The 19,955-nt window shown below is 39.4% G+C and carries 11 protein-coding genes, 1 tRNA gene, 1 pseudogene and 1 CRISPR repeat array; of the genes and pseudogenes, 5 read left to right on the forward strand and 8 right to left on the reverse strand.

The window, feature by feature from the left end; genetic code table 11:
* Nucleotides 1-262: 262 nt before the first annotated feature.
* Together I8752_RS30535 and I8752_RS30540 are read right to left on the reverse strand one after the other, a co-directional pair.
* A complete protein-coding gene (locus I8752_RS30535; protein ID WP_214435931.1) occupies nucleotides 263-463 on the reverse strand; it encodes a ribbon-helix-helix domain-containing protein in 201 nt (66 codons plus the stop codon).
* Nucleotides 464-487: 24 nt separating this feature from the next.
* Nucleotides 488-697, reverse strand: a complete 210-nt coding sequence (locus I8752_RS30540) for a hypothetical protein (protein ID WP_214435959.1) — start codon at nucleotides 695-697, stop codon at nucleotides 488-490.
* Between I8752_RS30540 and cas12k the strand changes: the two genes are divergently transcribed.
* Nucleotides 656-2,653: a type V CRISPR-associated protein Cas12k gene (gene cas12k, locus I8752_RS30545; RefSeq protein ID WP_214435932.1), complete on the forward strand. Its 1,998-nt coding sequence runs from the start codon at nucleotides 656-658 to the stop codon at nucleotides 2,651-2,653. The two genes, I8752_RS30540 and cas12k, sit on opposite strands and share 42 nt — an antisense overlap.
* A 687-nt stretch (nucleotides 2,654-3,340) precedes the next feature.
* Nucleotides 3,341-3,815: a CRISPR direct-repeat array (repeat unit 37 nt; unit sequence CTTTCCAAAGCCATTACGTTAGGTGGTGGGTTGAAAG).
* Nucleotides 3,816-4,247: 432 nt separating this feature from the next.
* On the opposite strand, the gene I8752_RS30550 is transcribed toward cas12k, so the two are convergent.
* The 3 genes from I8752_RS30550 to I8752_RS30560 all read right to left on the reverse strand — a co-directional run bounded on the left by I8752_RS30550 (nucleotide 4,248) and on the right by I8752_RS30560 (nucleotide 6,014).
* Nucleotides 4,248-4,320, reverse strand: a tRNA-Ala gene (locus I8752_RS30550).
* Nucleotides 4,321-4,371: 51 nt separating this feature from the next.
* The gene (locus tag I8752_RS30555) at nucleotides 4,372-5,100 is read right to left on the reverse strand and encodes an HAD family hydrolase (protein ID WP_214435933.1); all 729 of its coding nucleotides are present in this window, start codon (nucleotides 5,098-5,100) and stop codon (nucleotides 4,372-4,374) included.
* Nucleotides 5,097-6,014: a class I SAM-dependent methyltransferase gene (locus I8752_RS30560; protein ID WP_214435934.1), complete on the reverse strand. Its 918-nt coding sequence runs from the start codon at nucleotides 6,012-6,014 to the stop codon at nucleotides 5,097-5,099. Before I8752_RS30560 ends, I8752_RS30555 begins: the two co-directional genes overlap by 4 nt.
* 268 nt (nucleotides 6,015-6,282) lie before the next feature.
* Between I8752_RS30560 and I8752_RS30565 the strand changes: the two genes are divergently transcribed.
* Both I8752_RS30565 and I8752_RS30570 read left to right on the forward strand, forming a co-directional pair.
* Entirely contained in the window at nucleotides 6,283-7,464 is a 1,182-nt protein-coding gene (locus tag I8752_RS30565; protein ID WP_214435935.1) for an RtcB family protein, read from the forward strand.
* Nucleotides 7,465-7,521: 57 nt separating this feature from the next.
* Nucleotides 7,522-8,415: an ATP-grasp domain-containing protein gene (locus I8752_RS30570; protein ID WP_214435936.1), complete on the forward strand. Its 894-nt coding sequence runs from the start codon at nucleotides 7,522-7,524 to the stop codon at nucleotides 8,413-8,415.
* An 840-nt stretch (nucleotides 8,416-9,255) separates the two neighbouring features.
* On the opposite strand, the pseudogene I8752_RS30575 reads toward I8752_RS30570, so the two are convergent.
* Both I8752_RS30575 and I8752_RS30580 read right to left on the reverse strand, forming a co-directional pair.
* Nucleotides 9,256-9,574: pseudogene (locus I8752_RS30575) on the reverse strand (hypothetical protein); the annotation flags it as partial.
* 128 nt (nucleotides 9,575-9,702) lie between these two features.
* Nucleotides 9,703-11,790, reverse strand: a complete 2,088-nt coding sequence (locus I8752_RS30580; protein ID WP_214435937.1) for an S-layer homology domain-containing protein — start codon at nucleotides 11,788-11,790, stop codon at nucleotides 9,703-9,705.
* A gap of 916 nt (nucleotides 11,791-12,706) precedes the next feature.
* Between I8752_RS30580 and I8752_RS30585 the strand changes: the two genes are divergently transcribed.
* A complete protein-coding gene (locus tag I8752_RS30585) occupies nucleotides 12,707-16,846 on the forward strand; it encodes a PAS domain S-box protein (RefSeq protein ID WP_214435938.1) in 4,140 nt (1,379 codons plus the stop codon).
* Between the two features lie 313 nt (nucleotides 16,847-17,159).
* A complete protein-coding gene (locus I8752_RS30590; RefSeq protein ID WP_214435939.1) occupies nucleotides 17,160-18,260 on the forward strand; it encodes a hybrid sensor histidine kinase/response regulator in 1,101 nt (366 codons plus the stop codon).
* A 23-nt stretch (nucleotides 18,261-18,283) separates the two neighbouring features.
* Here I8752_RS30590 and I8752_RS30595 read toward each other — a convergent pair whose 3' ends face one another.
* A complete protein-coding gene (locus tag I8752_RS30595) occupies nucleotides 18,284-19,954 on the reverse strand; it encodes a phosphatidylglycerol lysyltransferase domain-containing protein (protein ID WP_214435940.1) in 1,671 nt (556 codons plus the stop codon).
* Between the last annotated feature and the right edge of the window lies 1 nt (nucleotide 19,955).

Consider the following 19,955-nt stretch of genomic DNA (forward strand, 5'->3'; position numbering starts at 1 on the left):
GCGATATCACTTTACCTCAACAAGGGAATCTTTATTGCAGCCAATCTCTAATCGACTCTTTTAAAGCCTGCGACACTTGCAGACAAGCACAGTCGATTTCAAAAGTAATTTTTAGGTCTTGAGGAACCCTCCTCTGAAACTCTCTACTTTTCTCTAGCATTACTATTTTTAGCAAAATTTCGCGGCTTTCATTGTTGCACAGCCTATGAACAAAATCCATGTATTGCTCAAAGGTGAAATAACGATGGCATAAGCGTGATTATTATTGCTGTGGATTCTGTTGCTTTTCTCGCTCTTCAACCGCCTTACTGACAATTCTCACAACAAGATTACTGATAGGACGGTCTTCTTCTTCCGCCCATCTCACCAACGCCTCGTGGATATCTTTGGGGAAATATATTGAAGTTTGTACGCGATCGCTTTGGCTCATCAACTCTATAAGGATTTGTCGCCAATCCATCATACCCTCACAACCTTTTTACAAGGCTCAATAATGTTTAACAATGTGTGGCAATGTTTTTATGGTAGATTGAAAACATTGTTGAACAAGTACAACAGTCACGAGATTTGTGTATGGCGATCGCGTCAAGAAGTGGCGATCGTTATCTGGCAAAGACCAATAAGAAATTATTTGTTTTACGGAAAGGTTGCTACTATGAGCCGCAAGAGTAATAGCAAATCTACGTCTGCAATTCATAGAACCATTAGATGCTATTTACACGCTAGCGAAGATGTACTTCGTAAAGTTTGGGAAGAAATGACCCAAACAAATACTCCTCTGATTGTTCAACTATTGAAACTTGTAAGTGAGCAACCAGGATTTGAAGTCAATAAAGAAAATGGAACAATAACTAAAAAAGAAATCACAGAATTACGTAAACCTCTAACAGATAATTCTGATTTTCAAGAACAGTCAGGCCGTCTGAAGTCATCAGCAGACTCCTTAGTAACAGAGGTTTATTCCTCATGGCTTGCGTTATATCAAAAAAGAAAAAAGCAGAAAGAAGGTAAAGAATACTTTCTTAACAATATACTTAAAAGTGATGCTGAACTTGTGCAAGAAAGTCAATGTGATTTACAGATTATACGATGTAAAGCGCAAGAAATCCTGAACCACCCAGAAAAATTATTAGAATCAATTTCTAATAATACGAATACAAAGAAAAACAGGTCATCAACAAAACAGAGTGAAGAAAGTAATAATAAAAAAATAAAAGCAACTAAAAATAAAGCCTCCAAAGAAAATATAGATAAAAATCCTCCAGAAGCATTAACTGATATTTTATATAAAATTTCTAAATCAGCCCAGGATATTCTAACTAAATGTGCAGTTGCCTACCTGATAAAAAATAATAATAAAGTTAGTGACCTAGAGGAAGATATAACAAAATTAGAAAAGCGTCGCACTCAAAAGCAAGTAGAGATTAAGCGTCTAGAAGAACAGCTACACAATACTCGATTACCTAATGGTCGAGATATAACAGGAACACAATATAGCCAAGCATTTAACAATTTAATGAATCAAGTACCCCAAGATAATGAAGAATTTGCACAATGGATAGCTACTTTTTTGAAAAAAGTATCAAATCTACCATACCCAATAAATTATGGTTCTGGCGATTTAAGTTGGTACAAAAATGAAAAAGAAAAGATTTTTGTTTATTTTAATGGTTGGTCTCAATACCACTTTCAAATTTGTTGTAATAAACGCCAACTTCATTTTTTTAAACGCTTTTTAGAAGATTACAAAGCTTTAGAAGCAAGTGAAAAGGAAGAAGAAAAGCTTTCTGGTAGCTTGGTTACACTACGTTCTGCACATTTATTATGGCAAGAAGGGAAAGGTAAGGGTGAACCGTGGAAAGTCCATAAATTAGCCCTGCATTGTACCTATGATGCTCGTTTATTAACAGCAGAGGGTACTGAGGAAGTGAGACAAGAAAAGACTGATAAGGTTCAAAAAGAAGTAGATGAAGCAAAAAGTAATGAAAACCTCGATAGTAAACAACAAAAAAAACTGAATAAAAATAAATCTTCGTTGTCTCGACTGAAGAATTCATTTGTTCGTCCTAGTAAATCGGCTTATCAAGGTCAATCTAATATAATTGTTGGTGTTAGTTTACATCCTGTTGAATTAGTAACACTTGTTGTAGTTGATGCCAATACTAAAAAAATACTCGCCTGTAAAACGGTCAAAGAGCTACTAGGCGATGCTTTTCCCCTGTTAAGTCGTAGAAGAAGACAACAAGTTCATTTTCGTAAGGAGAGAGAAAAAGCTCAGAAAAAAGATTCTCCATGTCATCTAGGGGAGGCCAAGCTAGGAGAATATGTTGATAGTCTGCTGGCAAAACGAATAGTGGAAGTCGCTAAAGAATATCAGGCTGGGCGTATTGTATTACCTGGATTAAAAGGCATTAGGGAAATTCGTACTAGCGCAATTCAAGCAAAGGCAGAAACTAAATTTCCAGGCAATATCAATGCACAAGAAATATATGTGAAGGAATATAATCTCCAGATACACAATTGGAGCTACAGCAGGCTTCAAGAATCTATAAAATCAAAAGCTGCTGAATTAAAAATTAGTATTAAATTTGGTACACAGGCATCTTATGGTACTCTTCAAGAAAAAGCGAGAGATTTAGCATTGTCTGCTTAGTAATGCAAAATTCATACTATTGGTAGATAAATTTCTATCTAAATGTTGTAACATCTAGTTTAATAAATCGGTGCCATCTACTATGATGCGACAGTATAACCCCTTTGTTTAGATACTGTAAGAATGGGTTAGTTTATTAACGACGCTTGCAAAAGTGTTTTCTTTCTGACCCTGGTAGCTGCCAACTCTACCTGTGCGTTCATCTAAATGTTTGTTAGCAGTAATTGTTTGGGTAAGTAAATGCTGCTTTTAGATGAGAAAGGACTCGCACCGAGACGCATGGGAAGTATAAGGTGTTAGGGTTCCAAACAGCCCAGAGCCTTAGCTCTTGACATCAAACTTTTTTAGCTTGGTGTTACGTGCCAGAGCGGCCTGTACTACTGAAATCTAAGATTTTGGTTTTACGAGGAAGATCATTACCTCTTACTTTACAACAAAGTAAGGGTACGGGTATACCGTTATGGTGGCTATCGAACAAACTACCCCCTAATTTTTATTTTTGGCAAGCCAAAGCGGGGGCAAAATCCCTGGGGTGCTGCCAAATACCTAAAACTATTGTTTGCACTGGGTATTACTGTTTTAGTCATGAATAAAATTTTATTCATTGACCGTAGAAAATAGTAGTTAAAGAAGGCGTGCCATATTTGCCTTCAAAAACCATTGTTGGCAAGAGTTTTCAGTGGTAGGCTTTCCAAAGCCATTACGTTAGGTGGTGGGTTGAAAGAACCGCCCCAACCATCTGTATCTGAGCCGCAGATGACTTTCCAAAGCCATTACGTTAGGTGGTGGGTTGAAAGTGGAATTCGGATGAAACCAAAGTGCTAAAAAAATCTTTCCAAAGCCATTACGTTAGGTGGTGGGTTGAAAGGGAAGATTTGTAAATATATTCTCGTCGCCATGCTGGGCTTTCCAAAGCCATTACGTTAGGTGGTGGGTTGAAAGATTTGATTTTGCATTGCAGCGATCGCTGGGGATGTTCGCTTTCCAAAGCCATTACGTTAGGTGGTGGGTTGAAAGAATGAGAACTCAACCTTTCTAAACTTGCTAACTTAAACTTTCCAAAGCCATTACGTTAGGTGGTGGGTTGAAAGTTATAGATTTGAAAATAGGCGGCACTATTTCTGGCTTTCCAAAGCCATTACGTTAGGTAGTGGGTTGAAGTTCTTCTTGTTGAAGACACTACTTTAGTTATATAATTCTGTATTAGGGTGGTTTGAAAGGAGCGCTGCGATCGCACGTAAAACGCAGCTATTTTATAGTAATGGAGCCTCTGCTTGGATGAAAACAGCAAAAGGAGAGGTAGTAGATTTTTATAATTAGACTCCAAAATAAAGTACTTTATAGCTAGTCTTGTAATTCAAGAAGCTTGGGCTTTCTGTCACAACACAAATTAAATCAGAGAACATATATTTTGACGAGTTTAATAGGCTAATTTTGGACAATAATTCTTTAAAACTGGTTTCAACTCTGGACAATAATTCTTTAAAACTGGATTGATCGCTGTAAGTCAGGAAAATACGTAACTTATGTTCCTTATCTTCGTAAAATTGGACAATAATTCTTTAAAAGTGACAATAATTATTTAATGTACATATGGAGAATAGGGAAGTCGAATCCCTGACCTCTGCGGTGCGATCGCAGCGCTCTACCAGCTGAGCTAATTCCCCTTAATCAGTGCTGAGTCTTACTAACTCAACATCTCACTATCAGATGATATTCTAACATTCACTTACTGTAGGCTGAACCTCTTTTTGCGAATAGACTTCCTGTACCCGTTCTAATTCCAAATCAGTCAAGTAATCTACAGTCCAATTACAGCAACGCTGGAGCATGTGGAATGGGTAAGTATTCGCTACACCAACGACTTGCATGTTAGCTCGTTTCGCCGCTTGGATGCCAGCAGGAGTATCTTCTATTGCTAGACACTCTTGGGGTTGCAGATTTAATTGGGGATATTCTTGATTCAGGCGTTCGACTGCCAAAAGATAACCATCGGGTTTGGGTTTACTGTTGGTAATATCATCACCCGACACGATAACTTGAAAATATTCAGCCAGTTTAGCGCCGTTGAGTACCAGTTCTATTTCTTTGCCAATTGCCCCACTGACTAACCCTATTTTCAAATTCCGCGATCGCACCTGATATATTAAGTCTTCTACACCTGAGTATATAGGCAGTTTTTCAAGTTTTTCTATTTCCTGTGCATAGGCTTGTGCCTTGCGCTTCAGTAACTGAGTTAAATACTCTTCTGTAGCTACTCTACCGCGATTAGCGAGCAGTTCTTGAAAATAAGCGCGGTCGCTACGTCCCAGAGAAGCTTGACGTTCGCTCACCTTTTGAAGTTGAAGATTTTCCTCAATCAGAATTTCATCTATTAGTTGCAGGTGAATAGACTCATCTTTAATGATGACACCATTGAAATCAAACAGAACTACCTTTAAACTCATGCCGTTATGCCAAAAACTGGAGAACCTAAGCCCTCCAAATCATTATTATCTATTGTGCTATCGATTGATGTTGGCGTGTACCGTCGTACTTTCTTTTGAATAGTTACATCTGTGCCAGGAATGGGTTTAATGCCACTAGTTACCTGATTTATCCACCAAACATCTTGAGTTTGTACTGCTTCAAAGCCCGCCGCATCCATAATTGCATCTAGATTCCCCGCGGCGTACTCACGAATATAAGGTTCTTCAAAAATATCATTGAGCCACTCTAACTGACGTAAAGTCTTTTGATTGCCATCAAGAATCAATACTTGTCCACCAGATACCAGCAACCGGAAACTTTCTTGCAGAACTGCCTGGGATGCTGTACTCGGTAGTTCGTGAAACAGCAAAGAAGCTGTGACTAAGTCAAAAGCAACGTCGGGGAAGTTGGTTTTTTCAGCATTTCCATGTCGCCAGAGTATTTCTAAACCAGCACTTTCGGCTTTATCTTCTGCCCTCACCAACATATAAGGAGATAAGTCTAAACCGATGACTTCTGCTTGTGGGAAAGCTTGCTTCAACATCAAGGTAGTTGAACCTGTACCACAGCCTAAATCAAGTATGCGTCGCGGGTGTACTTTGACCGTATCAATCAAAGCTTGACGAACTACAATTTCGTTCGGTGGCAGCAGATATTGAGTAACTGGGTCATAGGAAACCGCCGCTTCTGGGTTGAGATATCCGCCCTCAATGCCGTGAAAATTTTGGTTACTGTAGTATGAGGGAACTATAATATCAGACCGCCGAAAGCGATCGCTCTGTTTTTCCCAGTCGATACTAGCCGCATAACGCCGCCACTTCTCCTCATCGATCAAAAAACGCACCATCGGGGAAAGAAAATTTTCCCAGATTGTATTTTGACGCACTGCCATAAATGAACTGTTTTTAATCAGGTCTTTTTATTTACAAATTTTAATGTATCGCTTGTTGAGCGATCGCATTGACGCTCGAAATCTTTTGTAGTACATTTGTAATATACAATATCTACCTGTAGGAATAGTAATTCTACCTGACAAAAATTTAGAGGATTAACTGCAAATATTGTGCAAAATTTAAATTTTTATAACTAGCTACTGATAAAACGCTATATTCAGCGTTTAAACTCGAATTTTATTTTAATCATCCAAACTAGAGAAAATTATGCCCTACGAAAAGTTAGAAATTACCACACCAACACCCGTTTTGTCTTGGGCAAATCATCCTTTGGGACATGAAGAAACCAAGATGGCAAAGAATGTAGCATCGCTACCATTTGTATTTAAACATGTAGCTTTGATGCCAGATGTTCACTTAGGAAAAGGTGCTTTAGTTGGTTCTGTATTAGCAACAAAAGAAGCAATTATTCCCGCAGCTGTAGGTGTAGATATTGGTTGCGGGATGTGTGCTATTAAAACACCATTTACCGCAGAACAACTTGAAGGCAAGCTTAAGAAAATTCGCTTGGATCTAGAAGCTGCAATTCCTACCGGATTCAACGAAAATAAAGACGTTGAAAAATCTGTCACCAACTGGCAACGCTGGCGTGATTTTCCAGATTTGCATCGAGGCGTACAAGATTTGCAAGGTAAAGCGATGAAGCAGATGGGTTCTCTCGGCGGAGGAAATCATTTTATTGAAGTATGCCTCGATACAGAGAACCAAGTTTGGCTGATGTTGCATTCAGGTTCGCGCAACATTGGTAATAATCTCGCTCAATGCCATATTCATACAGCCAAAGAATTAGCCAAGATGGTAGGTAATAAATTACCCGACCCAGATTTAGCTCACTTTGTAGCTGGTACTCCTGAATTTCAAGCATACTGGAACGATTTGCAATGGGCGCAAGACTATGCAAGTTTCAACCGCGATGTGATGATGGCACGTTTCAAGCACATTGTGGAAAAACATCTGGCAGGTGGTAAAGCAACTAAACCTTTATTGGAAGTAAATTGTCATCATAATTACGCCGAAAAAGAAGTACATTTTGGCGAAGATGTTTATGTTACCCGCAAGGGTGCAGTACGCGCCCAGACTGAAGACTATGGTATTATCCCTGGTTCGATGGGGGCGAAATCTTTCATCGTCAAAGGTAAAGGTAATACCGACAGTTTTTGTTCTTGCAGTCATGGAGCAGGACGTTTATTGTCTAGAAATAAGGCAAAAAATGTCTATACACTTGATGATTTAATTGAACAAACCAAAGGTGTAGAATGCCGCAAAGATACTGGCGTTTTAGATGAAATTCCTGGCGCTTACAAACCGATAGAACAAGTGATGGAAAATCAGTCAGACTTAGTTGAGGTTGTGGCCACACTCAAGCAAGTTCTTTGCGTGAAGGGATAAATTTAGAAGAGTGGGCATTGCCCACTTTTTTTGAACGTCGAGTTATTTGATAGATTGATGATTGTTTTAAGTGAATCGATAGAACAAATAGAACAATCTGCTAGCGCCAGGGAAAATAAATTCATGACTGAAGCAGCCGAATTATTGGGCTGTAAAGTTTACTATATACTGCGAGATTTTGAACGTTGTGGCAATGCAGAAAATGCTCTATGGCATATTCCTAAATTTGCGAAAGATACGGCTGGTATTTGGGTGGGATATATTTCTGAATTAGAGCGGTACGAAGCGATATATCAAGCTGCTTTGGCTAAGGGCATCAAACTACTAAATACTCCTTTAGAACATCGAACAGCGTTGGAGTTCGATTTATTTTATCCCCATTTAAAAGAATTAACACGTGAGAGTGTAATTATTACATCGACAAATGAATGTATTCAGGCTGGTAAATTATTAGGATATCCTGTATTTCTTAAAGGCGCAGTTCAATCGCAAAAACAACAAGGATGGGAGTCTTGTGTAACGAATAATCAAGAAGAATTGATGAGATTAACCGCATGGTTATTAAAACTTAAATATGGCTCGCGGGGCAAAGTTATTGTCAGAAAGTTAGTGAAGCTGCGACACCAACGCCTAGCTCCTAATGGTTTTCCTATGGGCAGAGAATTTAGATGCTTTATTTATAATCGGCAAATTCTCAAATATGGATATTATTGGGATGGCAAAGACGATCTCAGTCAGTTATCCAAGGATGAAGAAAAGCAAGTGTTAAACTTGGCAATTTTAGCTGCTGAACGTCTGAGAGTTCCTTATGTAGCAATTGATATTGGACAACTAGAAAGTGGAGAATGGATTGCGATCGAGATAGCAGATGCTCAATTTGCTGGTGTTTGTCAAATTCCGGCATTAGAGTTATGGAATAAGTTGAAAGATATCTATAGGAATCCGGTTTGATTTCTGAAACAATCTACGTAGTCAGGGAATAGGGAACAAGAAAGAAGGCTTTTTAAAGAGTACTGAGTTTTTTCAAAAATCAAATACTAGTCCTATAGCAGAATTCGGTTGTCGTAGAGACGCGATTAACCTAAGTCTTTCCAAGAGTCAGTTGTCAGAAGTAAAACAATCTGAATATCTAGTAAAGAAAATACTCTTACCTCAGCACTCAGCACTCAGCACTTTCAATTCGGTAGATGCGTTATTGGTTTTCGTTAGATATGGCTTTGAGTTTTGATGTGAATGACTCAGAGCGATCGCTTGTTTCTGGGGTAAATTGCTCAATAGGAGGATGATTGGCAGCAGGAGGTAAAGCAGGCTTGGATGCCCCTTGCTTTAAGTCTGCAAAGCCTTTCGGCGGTTCCTCTGGGGGAGCCACTCCGTCGGCGGGTTTCCCCCCGTTGTAGGCGGAACGCTTTCCTGTCAGGTAGGAAGTAGCTTGGAAACCCTCTTTTTCTGACTGCTTCACCAATGCAGTAGCTTTACTTTGCGCCGTTAGCGCAGCGTTAGCGAGTTCTTGAGCGTCACTGCTAAACCCGGAGGGCAGCGATTTTGTCTCTGGAGGAGAGTTCTGCAATAAGAAATTTATTTCTTTTGAACTCAGCTTTTTAGCAGCAGGAATATGACTGAGAGTGGAAGATGCCAAAATGCTTTCTACTCGCTTGCCTTCTTCTTCATGCCTCGATTGTAAGCTTGCAGTTTGATACTCGCATTCATTGTCAACCGCCGCAGGTGAGGCATCGTCCAGCGCTGGTGATGATTGAGAATTGCTGACTGTCTCAAACATAATGTCTTTTTTAGCAGGCGGTAGTACTGGTGCAGCCAATGCTGTTAGGCTCTCAGGAAATTTGCTACAAATCAGACGTTCAAATTCCATATTGAAATGATAAGTAGCCTGACCCCGCCGCAGCCAAAACGCTAAGATTTGCTGCACTGAGATACCTTTATAGCGACCTTGATACAATGCCTCAATCACTGCAAGATGCAGCCAGTCAATTGGGTATTGGACTTGCCAACGGTTAATTAACTCACTGGCACTGTACCCACTGAGGTCAAAACTATAGTGAACTAACAAGGCTGCTGCCAAGTCAGCGGAGGTTTTTGGAGCTGATTTTGACATTGAACTATTGGCTTCTGGCAGTAGGTATAAATTTTCTACCCGCCGCCTATAGCCTAGCGTGTTTTTAGCTATAGGATTTGTTACCAAGAGTTTCCTATTGAATAAATAATGTTTTTCATTTTACTTGGTCAATTGCCGACTGTCGAAACAATATATCGTGAATTAATATTTGGCAATCGCTCGATCGCAACTAATGCTTGATAAACCATTACTGCTACTTCGGCGCGTGTGGCTTCTCGTGTAGGCGCTAGCTGCTGGGGATCGGGATAGTTGACAACGATTTTTTGTTGTGTGGCTGTCACCACTGCTTTCCGAGCGGAGTCGGGGATCGCATTACTATCGCTATAGGGAAGTGAGATATTGCTATTTACTGCTGGCAAGGCAAGTCCGTTGACTAGGGATACGATCGCTTGTAGCCTTTGCACATTTCGATCGGGGCGAAAAGTGCGATCGCTAAAGCCGCTGACAAAGCCGCCGCTAGCCGCGATTTGGATAGCCTCATAAGCCCAAAAATTCTTCGGTACGTCAGTAAAATCAGGTGCTAGGCGTTTGGGTGTAGGGTTAAAGGCAACGGCGATTAAAGCCGCATACTGAGCGCGAGTCATAGGTTTATCTGGCTGGTATTTACCATCAGCAAAACCATGAGTTAAATTCATACTGGCTAATCCCCGAATAAACGGTTCTGCCCAATGTCCTGTGAGGTCGCTAAAAGAAGGAATATCGACATCAGGGCTGACAAGAAAAGCTGAAGCGATCGCTTTTTCTTTGCTGCTGGCTACTAATGCCTGATAAATTAATACCGTCACCTCAGCACGAGTAATATCTCGTAGTGGTTCTAATAGGTCTGATTGCGGATAGTTGACAATTAACAGTTTTTGTGTAGCAACTGCTACAGCATTAGTGGCGTAACTGGGAATTTGAGCGCGATCGCGATATACAGTTAATAAATTGGGATTGCCGCCACTCAGCTTTAACCCATTCACTATCGATACTATTGCTTGAACTTTCGTCAAATTTTGCCCCGGTCGAAACGTCCCATCGGGGAAGCCGCTAATAAAGCCACTCTCAGCCGCACTAGCAATGGCTGTTGCTGCCCAAAAATCTGATTTGACATCGGGAAATTTATTTTTATTGCTTGGGGGCAGCTGAAAAGTTTTGGCGATAATAGCGGCATACTGGGCGCGGTTAATCGGGGCATCCGGGCGGAAAGTGCCATCGGGAAAGCCACTAATTGCACCTCTACTTACTAGCGCTTCCACAAAAGCTGCCGCCCAATGCCCTATCAAGTCAGCAAAACTAGTACCAATCGAGATTTGTTGGAGATTGTCTTCTATGGCAGCAATAAATTCTACCTGTCCTTTGACTTGGGTAGGATTCAACTGATTGCCTGCTGAAACTAGCTGCACTGAGGTGGCATTTTGCAAATCAAATTCGCCATTGCCTTGAAAAATATTGCCAGCGGCATCTTGGTTGCTACCTAAATCGGGGACTGCATTGCCATTCACTAACAATCCACCTTGAGTATTATTGGCAATTAAATTATTCCGCAGCACAGGGCGGGCATCGCGAGAAAGTGCGATCGCCGAGCGGTTATCTGATAATTTATTATTTGCGATTAAAGGGGCAGCAAAGTCACTAATTGCTATACCCAAAGGATTTTTTTGAAATACATTCCGCAGTACTTCTCCCTTACTATTACGCGCCATCATTAAACCACTGGCGGCGTTTTGCACAAATAAATTATCTAAAATTGCGGGTTTAGCTGTACCAGTTGTAAATATGCCTTCTCGGCCGCAGTTGCTGAAAGTATTGTTAGCCACATTGGGGGCTGCCGATTCAATCCAGACACCAGTGCCTTTTGCTATGGGATTAGTAACAGTCACACCTACTAAACTGGCATCACCCAGCAGTAGCAGCGTCATGTTTTGCACTCCAAAGCTAGGACTAGAATACTCACCACTCCCCGAAATCGAAATCCCTGCACCTTTGGTAGCTTCGTTACCCACTATAGTTACTCCCGCAGGGATAACCAGTGGAAACACTTCACCGCTGGCTTTGCTGTAAATCCCAGATGCTAGCTGAATAATCGCGGGTGTTTTATTTGCTTTTAAAGCACGGGTGAGACTTTTAAACGGACTCAACCGCGAACCATCATTGGCATCATTCCCTGTTACTGGGTTGACATAGAGTGTGGTTACGAGAGTAGAGTTCACCATTGATTGTTGATTGTTGACTGATGACTGTAAACAACTTTAAGCAGGATAGTTTATATCAAGTTTGAATAATTATTTATGATTTAAATCTCTCCAAGTCTCCGCGTCCTCGCATCTCTTGGAGTTTGCAAGGGTGGGGAACCCCGCAAGCAACTAGCTTCTCTTGGCAACTTCTGTTTGTGTCTCTTCTTCATTAATATTTCAGGAATACTGTAAAGATAGTACCCTTTGGATGATTATCTTCAACAGTAATATTGCTGCGATCTGCCTCGATTAGTGGTTGTTGACCGCTGACTGTCAACAGTCAACTTTGGTCAATGTGCAATTTCAAAGCGTAACAGCTTATGAGAGTAAAGATTAAACTGATCGCCACGCTCAAATTATTTAGTAATAAAATTCCTACTTTGACTCTATTTTTTGTGTAAAAACTAAATAACAAATTTATTTACAACACTCATCCCAAATAAATCGCTTGTCCTGTCTTGAGATAATATTCTTGGTTATTTAGAAATGGCAAATTAATTTTAAAGGTCGAGAATAAGAGGTCATTTATAAAGTAAAAACAAAATTCTTGTAGGGTGTGTTAGGCACAGATTTCAACATAATTTTTCATGAAAAATACTTGAAAAATGCCTAACGCACCATTTAGATAGCGGTGCGTTAGGCTAAAGCCATAACACAACGGCAATAAAGCGGGAGGAATATCCACGCCGCTTTTTGCCTCCCCTACTTCAGATTTACTTTATCAATAGTCTCTAAGTTTTTATCTGGTGTCATCAGCAACTAATAAATATTGCTCAACACAGCGATCGCAATCTGCAAGCTCCTGATAAATACTGATGATTTTTAAATTTTAATAAACAATAATATTGGTTTATTCCTTGATGAATAGCAAGTTTATTCAAAACTTATATCGATAATGATTACTAACTCTCTCAGTATTGAAGATTTACAACATACTATTATTCGTCATCCTCTAATTGTTAGCTCTAAAATTCTACTTATAGATGTAGTTACTCTCATAAATCAAGCACAAAAAAATTTTGGTAATTGGTCAATCAAAAATGGCAAATTCTTAGAAGATTCGATTAAAGAAGTTGGCAGTATCACACCTCAAGCTGATAGTTGTGTTCTAGTGATGGAAAACTCACAGTTAGTAGGTATTTTTACACAGCGAGACTTAATTAAGCTGACAGCAGAAGGAAAGAGTTTAGAAAATCTCACTATTGCTGAAGTGATGACGAAAGAATTAGTAACGCTGAAGATGACAGAGTTTAAAAATGTTTTTACTGCTTTAAATTTACTCAAGCGATATCGTATTCGCCATTTGCCTATTTTAGGAGAGGAAGGAAAAGTAATCGGATTAGTTACTCCTGCAAGTCTGCTATCTGTCACTATTCATCAAGCAGGACTGTACAATTATGCACGAGTTAAACTTGCAGAACGCCAGAGAATCGAAGCAGAACTAAGATTAGAACGCAACTTTGTTTCTGCTGTTTTGAATTTAGCAGATGCTCTAGTAATTGTGCTGGATTGTCAGGGTAGAATTGTGCGCTTTAATCATATTTGCGAACAAATTACAGGGTATGCATTCTCTGAAGTCAAAGGAAAGTTTCTCTGGGATATTTTCCTAATACCTGAAACAAAAGAATGTATAAAAGATGCTTTTGCAAATTTGCTAGAGAGAGATTTTCCCAAACGTTACGAAACTTATTTAGAAACTAAACAGAGCGATCGCCACTTAATTTCTTGGTCAAATAATGTCTTACTGAATTGTGACGATCGAGTTGAGTATGTTGTCTGTACAGGCATAGATATTACAGAAAGTCGAAAAGCCCAAGAAGAACTTCAGCAAACTCGCAACTTTCTGGTATCAATGATTAATAATCTCCCTGTTGCAGTCTTTGTAAAAGATGCCAATCCAAAAAGTTTCGGGACATTCAAACTCTGGAATCATACCTGCGAGAGCATATTTGGCATCACAGCCGAACAAGCTATTGGCAAAACAGATTACGAATTTTTCCCGCAAACCCAAGCAGATTTGTTTCGCCAACAAGACCGAGAAGTTTTTTCTAGCAGTATGCTTCAAGATATTTCTGAAGAATTTATTGACATACCCAACTGTGGCAGAAAAATTTTGCATACGACTAAAATACCTTTATATGATAAATATCAACAACCTGAATATTTGCTGTGTATTGCAGAAGATATTACAGAATACAAACAGGCCAAGGAAAATCTCCAACAAGCAAAAGAGCAATTACAAACTGTTTTAGATGCAGTACCTGGCTTTGTTTCTTGGGTCAGTACAGATGGATATTATTTAGGAGTTAATCGCCATTTAGCTGAAAGTTTTAACTTGACTACTAATGCTTTTATCGGTCAAGAATTGGGGTTCATGCAAAATAGCCAGCAGTTTACAGAATTGATGCGTAACTTTTTGGCTAGTCAAGATTTAGTAGCTTCTAGCGTTATTGATTCTCAAGTTAATGGCGTAATACATAATTATTTGCTCGTAGCTCAAAAATATCAAAACAATACAGCTGCTGTTGCAGTCGGAATTGATATTACAGAACATAAGCAAATAGAAATCGCCTTGGCCGAGTCTGAAGCAATGCTTCGCTCTTTGTTGAAGAGTACTCCTAGTGTTGTGGCAATGATTAATAGTCAGGGGAAGATTTTATTTATTAACCAAGCAATGCTTAACTTATCAATTGAGGAGATTATAGGAAGTAATATTGATGAATATGTATTTTCTGAAGACTGTCAAATTCAGCGTTCTGCTTTAGAAAATGTCTTCGCTCGCGGGGAAGTTGTTAGTTATGAAATCCGTGTAGTGTCAGCGAATGGATCTTTCACCTATTATCAATGTCAAACCGGGCCGATTTGGCGCGAGGGGCGAGTTACAGATGCGGTGATTGTCTTGAATGATGTTAGCGAACAGCAAGCTGCACTGCGCGATCGCAAACAAGCTGAAGCTGCACTGAGAGAGAGCGAACAAAAATTCCGCTTACTCACAGAAAATATTAAGAGTACATTTTGGATCGACGATATTAAAAAAGATGCTCGCCAAATTGTTTACGTCAGTCCCGCTTTTGAGGAAATCTGGGGACGTTCTACACAAGAGGCTTATGCATCATCTGACACCTTTTTAGAAGCAATTCATCCTAGCGATCGCCAGCGCTTCATTGCAGAGACACCAAAACGAACCCAAGGCGAACATGATGAAGAATACCGAATTGTCCGACCAGATGGGGCGATCCGTTGGATTCGCAGCCGTACCTTCCCGATCAAAAACGAGCAGGGAGAAGTTTACCGCATCACTGGGATTGCTGAAGATATTACAGAACGCAAGCAAGCTGAAATCGCTTTGCAAAGTTTGATCGAAAGCACAGCTTCCACCACAGGACATGATTTTTTCCCGGCATTAGTTGAGTACATTTCTTCTGCTTTAGATGTCCGTCATACTTTAGTGACAGAGTTAATTGATGGACAAGTCAACACTTTAGGATTTTGGTCTGATGGGGAGTTACAGCCTAATATTTGCTACGACCCAACATCAACGCCTTGTGAAATCTTGCTCAAGCAAGGAGCGTACTACTGTTGTTCGGGAATTCAGCAACTTTTCCCTACTGCTGAAAGATGGGCTGCAATGGAAGCCGACAGTTCGATGGGAGTTATTTTGAGCGATGATTTTGGTAATCCCATTGGTTCATTATGCATTGTAGATGAAAAGCCTATACCTGACCCCTACAAATTTGAAGGAATTCTCAAAGTATTTGCAGCTAGAGCATCTGCCGAACTGCAACGACAACGGGTGCAAGAAGCTCTCCAACAACTCAATCGAGATTTAGAAGCTAGGGTTGAGCAACGCACTTTAGAACTGCAAGAAAGTGAGGCAGAGCTAAGAGCTATTTTTAATCAAGCAGCGGTGGGAATTAAACTCCAAACTTTGGATGGGCAGCTTCTCAAAGTTAATCAGAAATTGTGCGAAATTTTAGGTTACAGCCAAGAAGAACTACTGAACAAAAACTATCTCGATATTACTTATACAGAAGATATAGAATGTCATCAAAATAATTTACAAAAATTGATTGCAGGAGAAGTTGAAACATTCTCAATTGACAAACGTTGTTTGCATAAAAATGGAAATTTAATTTGGATCAATCTCACAGTTTCTCTGATTCGAGACATCATCGGTAAGCCGATTTATTCTATTGGTGTAGTTAAAGACATCCGCGAACAGCAAGCTGCGTTACGCGAACGCAAACAAGCCGAGGAAGATATTTGTAAAGCTTTAGCAAAAGAAAAAGAACTCAGCGAGTTAAAATCTCGTTTCGTTTCGATGACATCCCACGAGTTCCGCACTCCTTTAGCTGTGATTGCCTCTTCTGCGGGAATTTTAAAAAGTTTTAGCCACAAACTAGATGAAGCACAAAAGCAAAAACATCTCCAATGCATTCAAACCTATGTTCAACACACAACTCAACTTTTAGATGATATTTTGCTCATTAATAAGGCTGAAGCTGGAAAATTAGCATTCGCTCCTACTGATATTAATTTGGTTGATTTTTGTCGTTCGTTGGTAGAAGAAATACAACTCAGCGCTCCCAATCATACTTTAGCCTTCTCTCCCCAATACTTGAGTAGTTCAGCAGGTAATAACTTCGTAGCTCGGATGGACACGAAGCTTTTGCGACAAATCCTCAGCAATTTACTTTCAAACGCTGTCAAATATTCTGACGCTAACAGTAATATTCAAATTGATTTATTAGTTGCAGCAAAAATAGCAGTTTTTCTCATTAAAGATGAAGGTATTGGTATTTCACCAGAGGATGGACAGAACTTATTTGAGTCTTTCTATCGAGGTAGTAACGTTGACACAATTCCAGGCACTGGATTAGGATTGACAATTGTCAATAAGTGTGTAGACCTGCATGGAGGACGAATTACTTTTGCTAGTCAAGTTGGATCGGGTACAACATTTAGAGTAGAACTGCCACTAATAAGTAGAAGGCAGGAGGCAGAAGGCAGAAGGCAGAAGGGAAAAGCCAGTTGATAATAGGGTTTCACAGATTGACATTTTACATTTAATTATGTCCACCTATTTAGCAAATCATCACAATTTGTAATTAAGTAGTGCTACGACCTTGCGCCTTTAATCTATTGCCGGATTTTAAACAATTGTATAGATTTGTTCGCTTGGGAGTATCCTATGTGTCGGTTATAAATAATTTTGGGAAAAATAAACAACGAGATACTACTTGGAACTAAATCTCTAGCAGTCTACTTTAATCGATGAAATTACTTGCATAATGAATATTTTATTTATAGACATAAAAAACTAATATATTTATCTTGCAAAAATTAAAATGTACACAATTTTGATCGTAGAAGACGAACATCAAGTTCGGGAAAATATTCAAGAGATTTTAGAACTTTCTGATTTTGCAACTTTAATCGCTCCGAATGGCAAGATTGGATTAGAAATTGCCAAAGAAAAATTACCAGACTTGATTATCTGTGACATTATGATGCCAGAATTGGACGGCTATAGCGTACTGTCTGCTCTGCGTCAACATGAAGCAACTGCCAATATTCCTTTAATATTTGTCACAGCTAAAGCCGATCGCTCAAATTTTCGTCAGGGTATGGAGTTTGGAGCCGATGATTATTTGACAAAACCATTTACGCCGGAAGAATTACTAAATGCAATATCGACTCGTCTAGAGAAACAAGCTGTAGTTAAACGTAAATCTCAAGCTCAACTAGATGAACTACGCATGAATATTGCTCACTCCTTGCCTCACGAACTGAATACTCCTTTAAATGGTATTCTCGGTATGTCACAGTTATTATTAGATAATTGTGGCAAGATTCATGAATCTGAAGAAATTGAAATTGCCGAATTAATTCATACTTCTGCCAATAGATTATATAGATTAACCCAAAGATTTTTACTTTATAGTAATCTGGAATTAATAGCAAGAGAGCCGGAAAAAGTTCGTCAGCTTCAAGAAAAATCAGTTAAATGTATAGCTCAAACAATTATTAATGCAGTTTCTCTGCAAAAAGCTAAAGAAGTAGATAGAGAAAAAGATTTAAAACTCGAATTGCAAGCATCTATTGTTCAAATCCCAGAAGAAAAGTTGAGTTCGATTATAGAGGAATTAATCGATAACGCTTTCAAATTTTCTTTACCAAGTAGTGAAGTTCGAGTAATTTGTAGTGTGAATAATAATAAATTTCGTTTGTATATAATTGATAATGGCAAAGGAATGACAGTTCAGGAGATTGAAAAAATTGGAGCTTTTTTCCAATTCAATCGCAAGTCATACGAACAACAAGGCTCTGGATTGGGGCTGAGTATTGTGCAGCATATCGTGAAATTATATAATGGTAAATTTACTATCAATAGCATTCCAGGGCGACAAACTATAGTTAAGATTGTTTTACCTTGCGAATGTAATTAGAATTTCCTAAATCTGCATGAATTTTAAGCTCCAGGTTTGAAATAATCGAGGAGGCGATCGCCTGAGTCTGCACGAATCAATGCCACGACTACATCGGGTAAGGCAGCTATATTGGGGTAAATCAGATAACGTGATTGCCAACAAGGGCGAAACTTTTCTTTATATGCGTGCAAACCTTTAAAGTTGTAAAAGCGATTTAAATGTTCGTAAAGATAGTGCAATACCCTCTCTAAACGCCGTGATTCCGGAGTTTCACCAACTCCAGCAAGGGCAGAAAGACCGAAATTGAAGCTATCGTAGCCTTCCTCTTTAAAATGCTGAAGCATGGAAACAAACAAAAAGTCCATCGTGCCATTTTCAAGCGACTGGCGATGTCGCATCATGTCAATAGTGACTTCGTTAAGCTGGTACTCTGGCAAAAGATTGGCAAAAGCACCGATTTGACCGTCGGAAGTATGCACCACAGCAATTTCGCAATTTCGCAAATAAGCTTCATCAAACCAACCTAGAGAAAAGCGTTTCTCGGAACCTTGTACCATCTTCAGCCATTCATCACTCACAGCTTTGATTTGATGCAACAAGTCATCGGTAATTGGTGGTTGATAAAACTCGATCCGGTATCCTAATTTAGTCAAACGATTGATTGAAGGTCGAAAGTTTTTACCAGCTTTGCCTTGTAAAGTAAAAGTTTTTAAGTCAACGATCGCTTCTTCGCCAATTTTCAATGCTTTAAATCCCAAAGATTTGTAAAGCTCAAGCTCGTCGGGTAAAGTTTGGTAAAAAGCAGGATACCAATCATTACGCTGACAAAACTGTTGAAAACTCACAATCACCTCGGCGCGGTCTTCAATGGGGCCAATGGGATCTCCTAAAGCGATCGCACCGCGTCCTTTAGGAACGTAAGCGATCGCGCTCCGACCAGAAGGACTAAAATAATAACTCTTGTCGTTTAAAAGTGTTAACGCTGCTAAAGAAGAACATCCATATTGCTGTACTATTTCTTTGGCTTTTTTCTGCTCGGTTGCATTTGCCGAACTATGCACAAAAACTGGTTGTAAAAGCATGACTATCGCAAAAGTTATTGTGCTAGCTGCAATCACATAAATAGAATTTGCAAAAAATTCCCCAAATCTAGTTTGTGGTTGCAAACCCCAATTATCCTCAGTGAAGAACATTGCCAAAGTCTGAAGTATGGCATCGCGCCAATTGAAATTTTCGGAAAATTTGCCGTCTAATAAATAAAAACCGATTGCTCCGTATGCCAAGGTAAATAACAAAGCACCAAACAACACGCGCACTCCCCGCGCGACTGATGGACGGTCTGATTGTGCTGTAAAAACATGGCGCATGAGAATTAATTGCACCAACAAAATTCCAGATATCAAGCTTTCTTCATAGTCTAAACCTTTCAGTAAATGGCTAAAAATAGAAATAATTAGTAAGCCGATTGTCAGCAACCAAGCAACTCTTTTTCGCCGCAATAAGTTTGTAGCTAATGCTAGTAAAACAAACCCAGTTAGGGCTGCGAATATATGTCCAGTGGCGCGAATTTCAAAGGGAAAAAATTCTTTTAACCATTGATTTCGCCCGTATAAGTTAGGTGTGACAGCCGATAATAAATTTATAATTCCGACTAAACCTGTAAATAAAGCTGCGCTCCAAAGCCCAATCTGATTTTTTAACTTATTATTCATT

Origin of the sequence: Dendronalium phyllosphericum CENA369, assembly GCF_016056275.1 — a bacterium.
Taxonomy (GTDB): Bacteria; Cyanobacteriota; Cyanobacteriia; order Cyanobacteriales; family Nostocaceae; genus Dendronalium; species Dendronalium phyllosphericum.

Bases quoted from the DNA above. Each gene is read 5' to 3' on its own strand.
- I8752_RS30535 (WP_214435931.1), bottom strand. From the start codon at position 463: ATGATGGATTGGCGACAAATCCTTATAGAGTTGATGAGCCAAAGCGAT.
- cas12k (WP_214435932.1), top strand. From the start codon at position 656: ATGAGCCGCAAGAGTAATAGCAAATCTACGTCTGCAATTCATAGAACC.
- I8752_RS30540 (WP_214435959.1), bottom strand. From the start codon at position 697: ATGAATTGCAGACGTAGATTTGCTATTACTCTTGCGGCTCATAGTAGC.
- I8752_RS30555 (WP_214435933.1), bottom strand. From the start codon at position 5,100: ATGAGTTTAAAGGTAGTTCTGTTTGATTTCAATGGTGTCATCATTAAA.
- I8752_RS30560 (WP_214435934.1), bottom strand. From the start codon at position 6,014: ATGGCAGTGCGTCAAAATACAATCTGGGAAAATTTTCTTTCCCCGATG.
- I8752_RS30565 (WP_214435935.1), top strand. From the start codon at position 6,283: ATGCCCTACGAAAAGTTAGAAATTACCACACCAACACCCGTTTTGTCT.
- I8752_RS30570 (WP_214435936.1), top strand. From the start codon at position 7,522: ATGATTGTTTTAAGTGAATCGATAGAACAAATAGAACAATCTGCTAGC.
- I8752_RS30580 (WP_214435937.1), bottom strand. From the start codon at position 11,790: ATGGTGAACTCTACTCTCGTAACCACACTCTATGTCAACCCAGTAACA.
- I8752_RS30585 (WP_214435938.1), top strand. From the start codon at position 12,707: ATGATTACTAACTCTCTCAGTATTGAAGATTTACAACATACTATTATT.
- I8752_RS30590 (WP_214435939.1), top strand. From the start codon at position 17,160: ATGTACACAATTTTGATCGTAGAAGACGAACATCAAGTTCGGGAAAAT.
- I8752_RS30595 (WP_214435940.1), bottom strand. From the start codon at position 19,954: ATGAATAATAAGTTAAAAAATCAGATTGGGCTTTGGAGCGCAGCTTTA.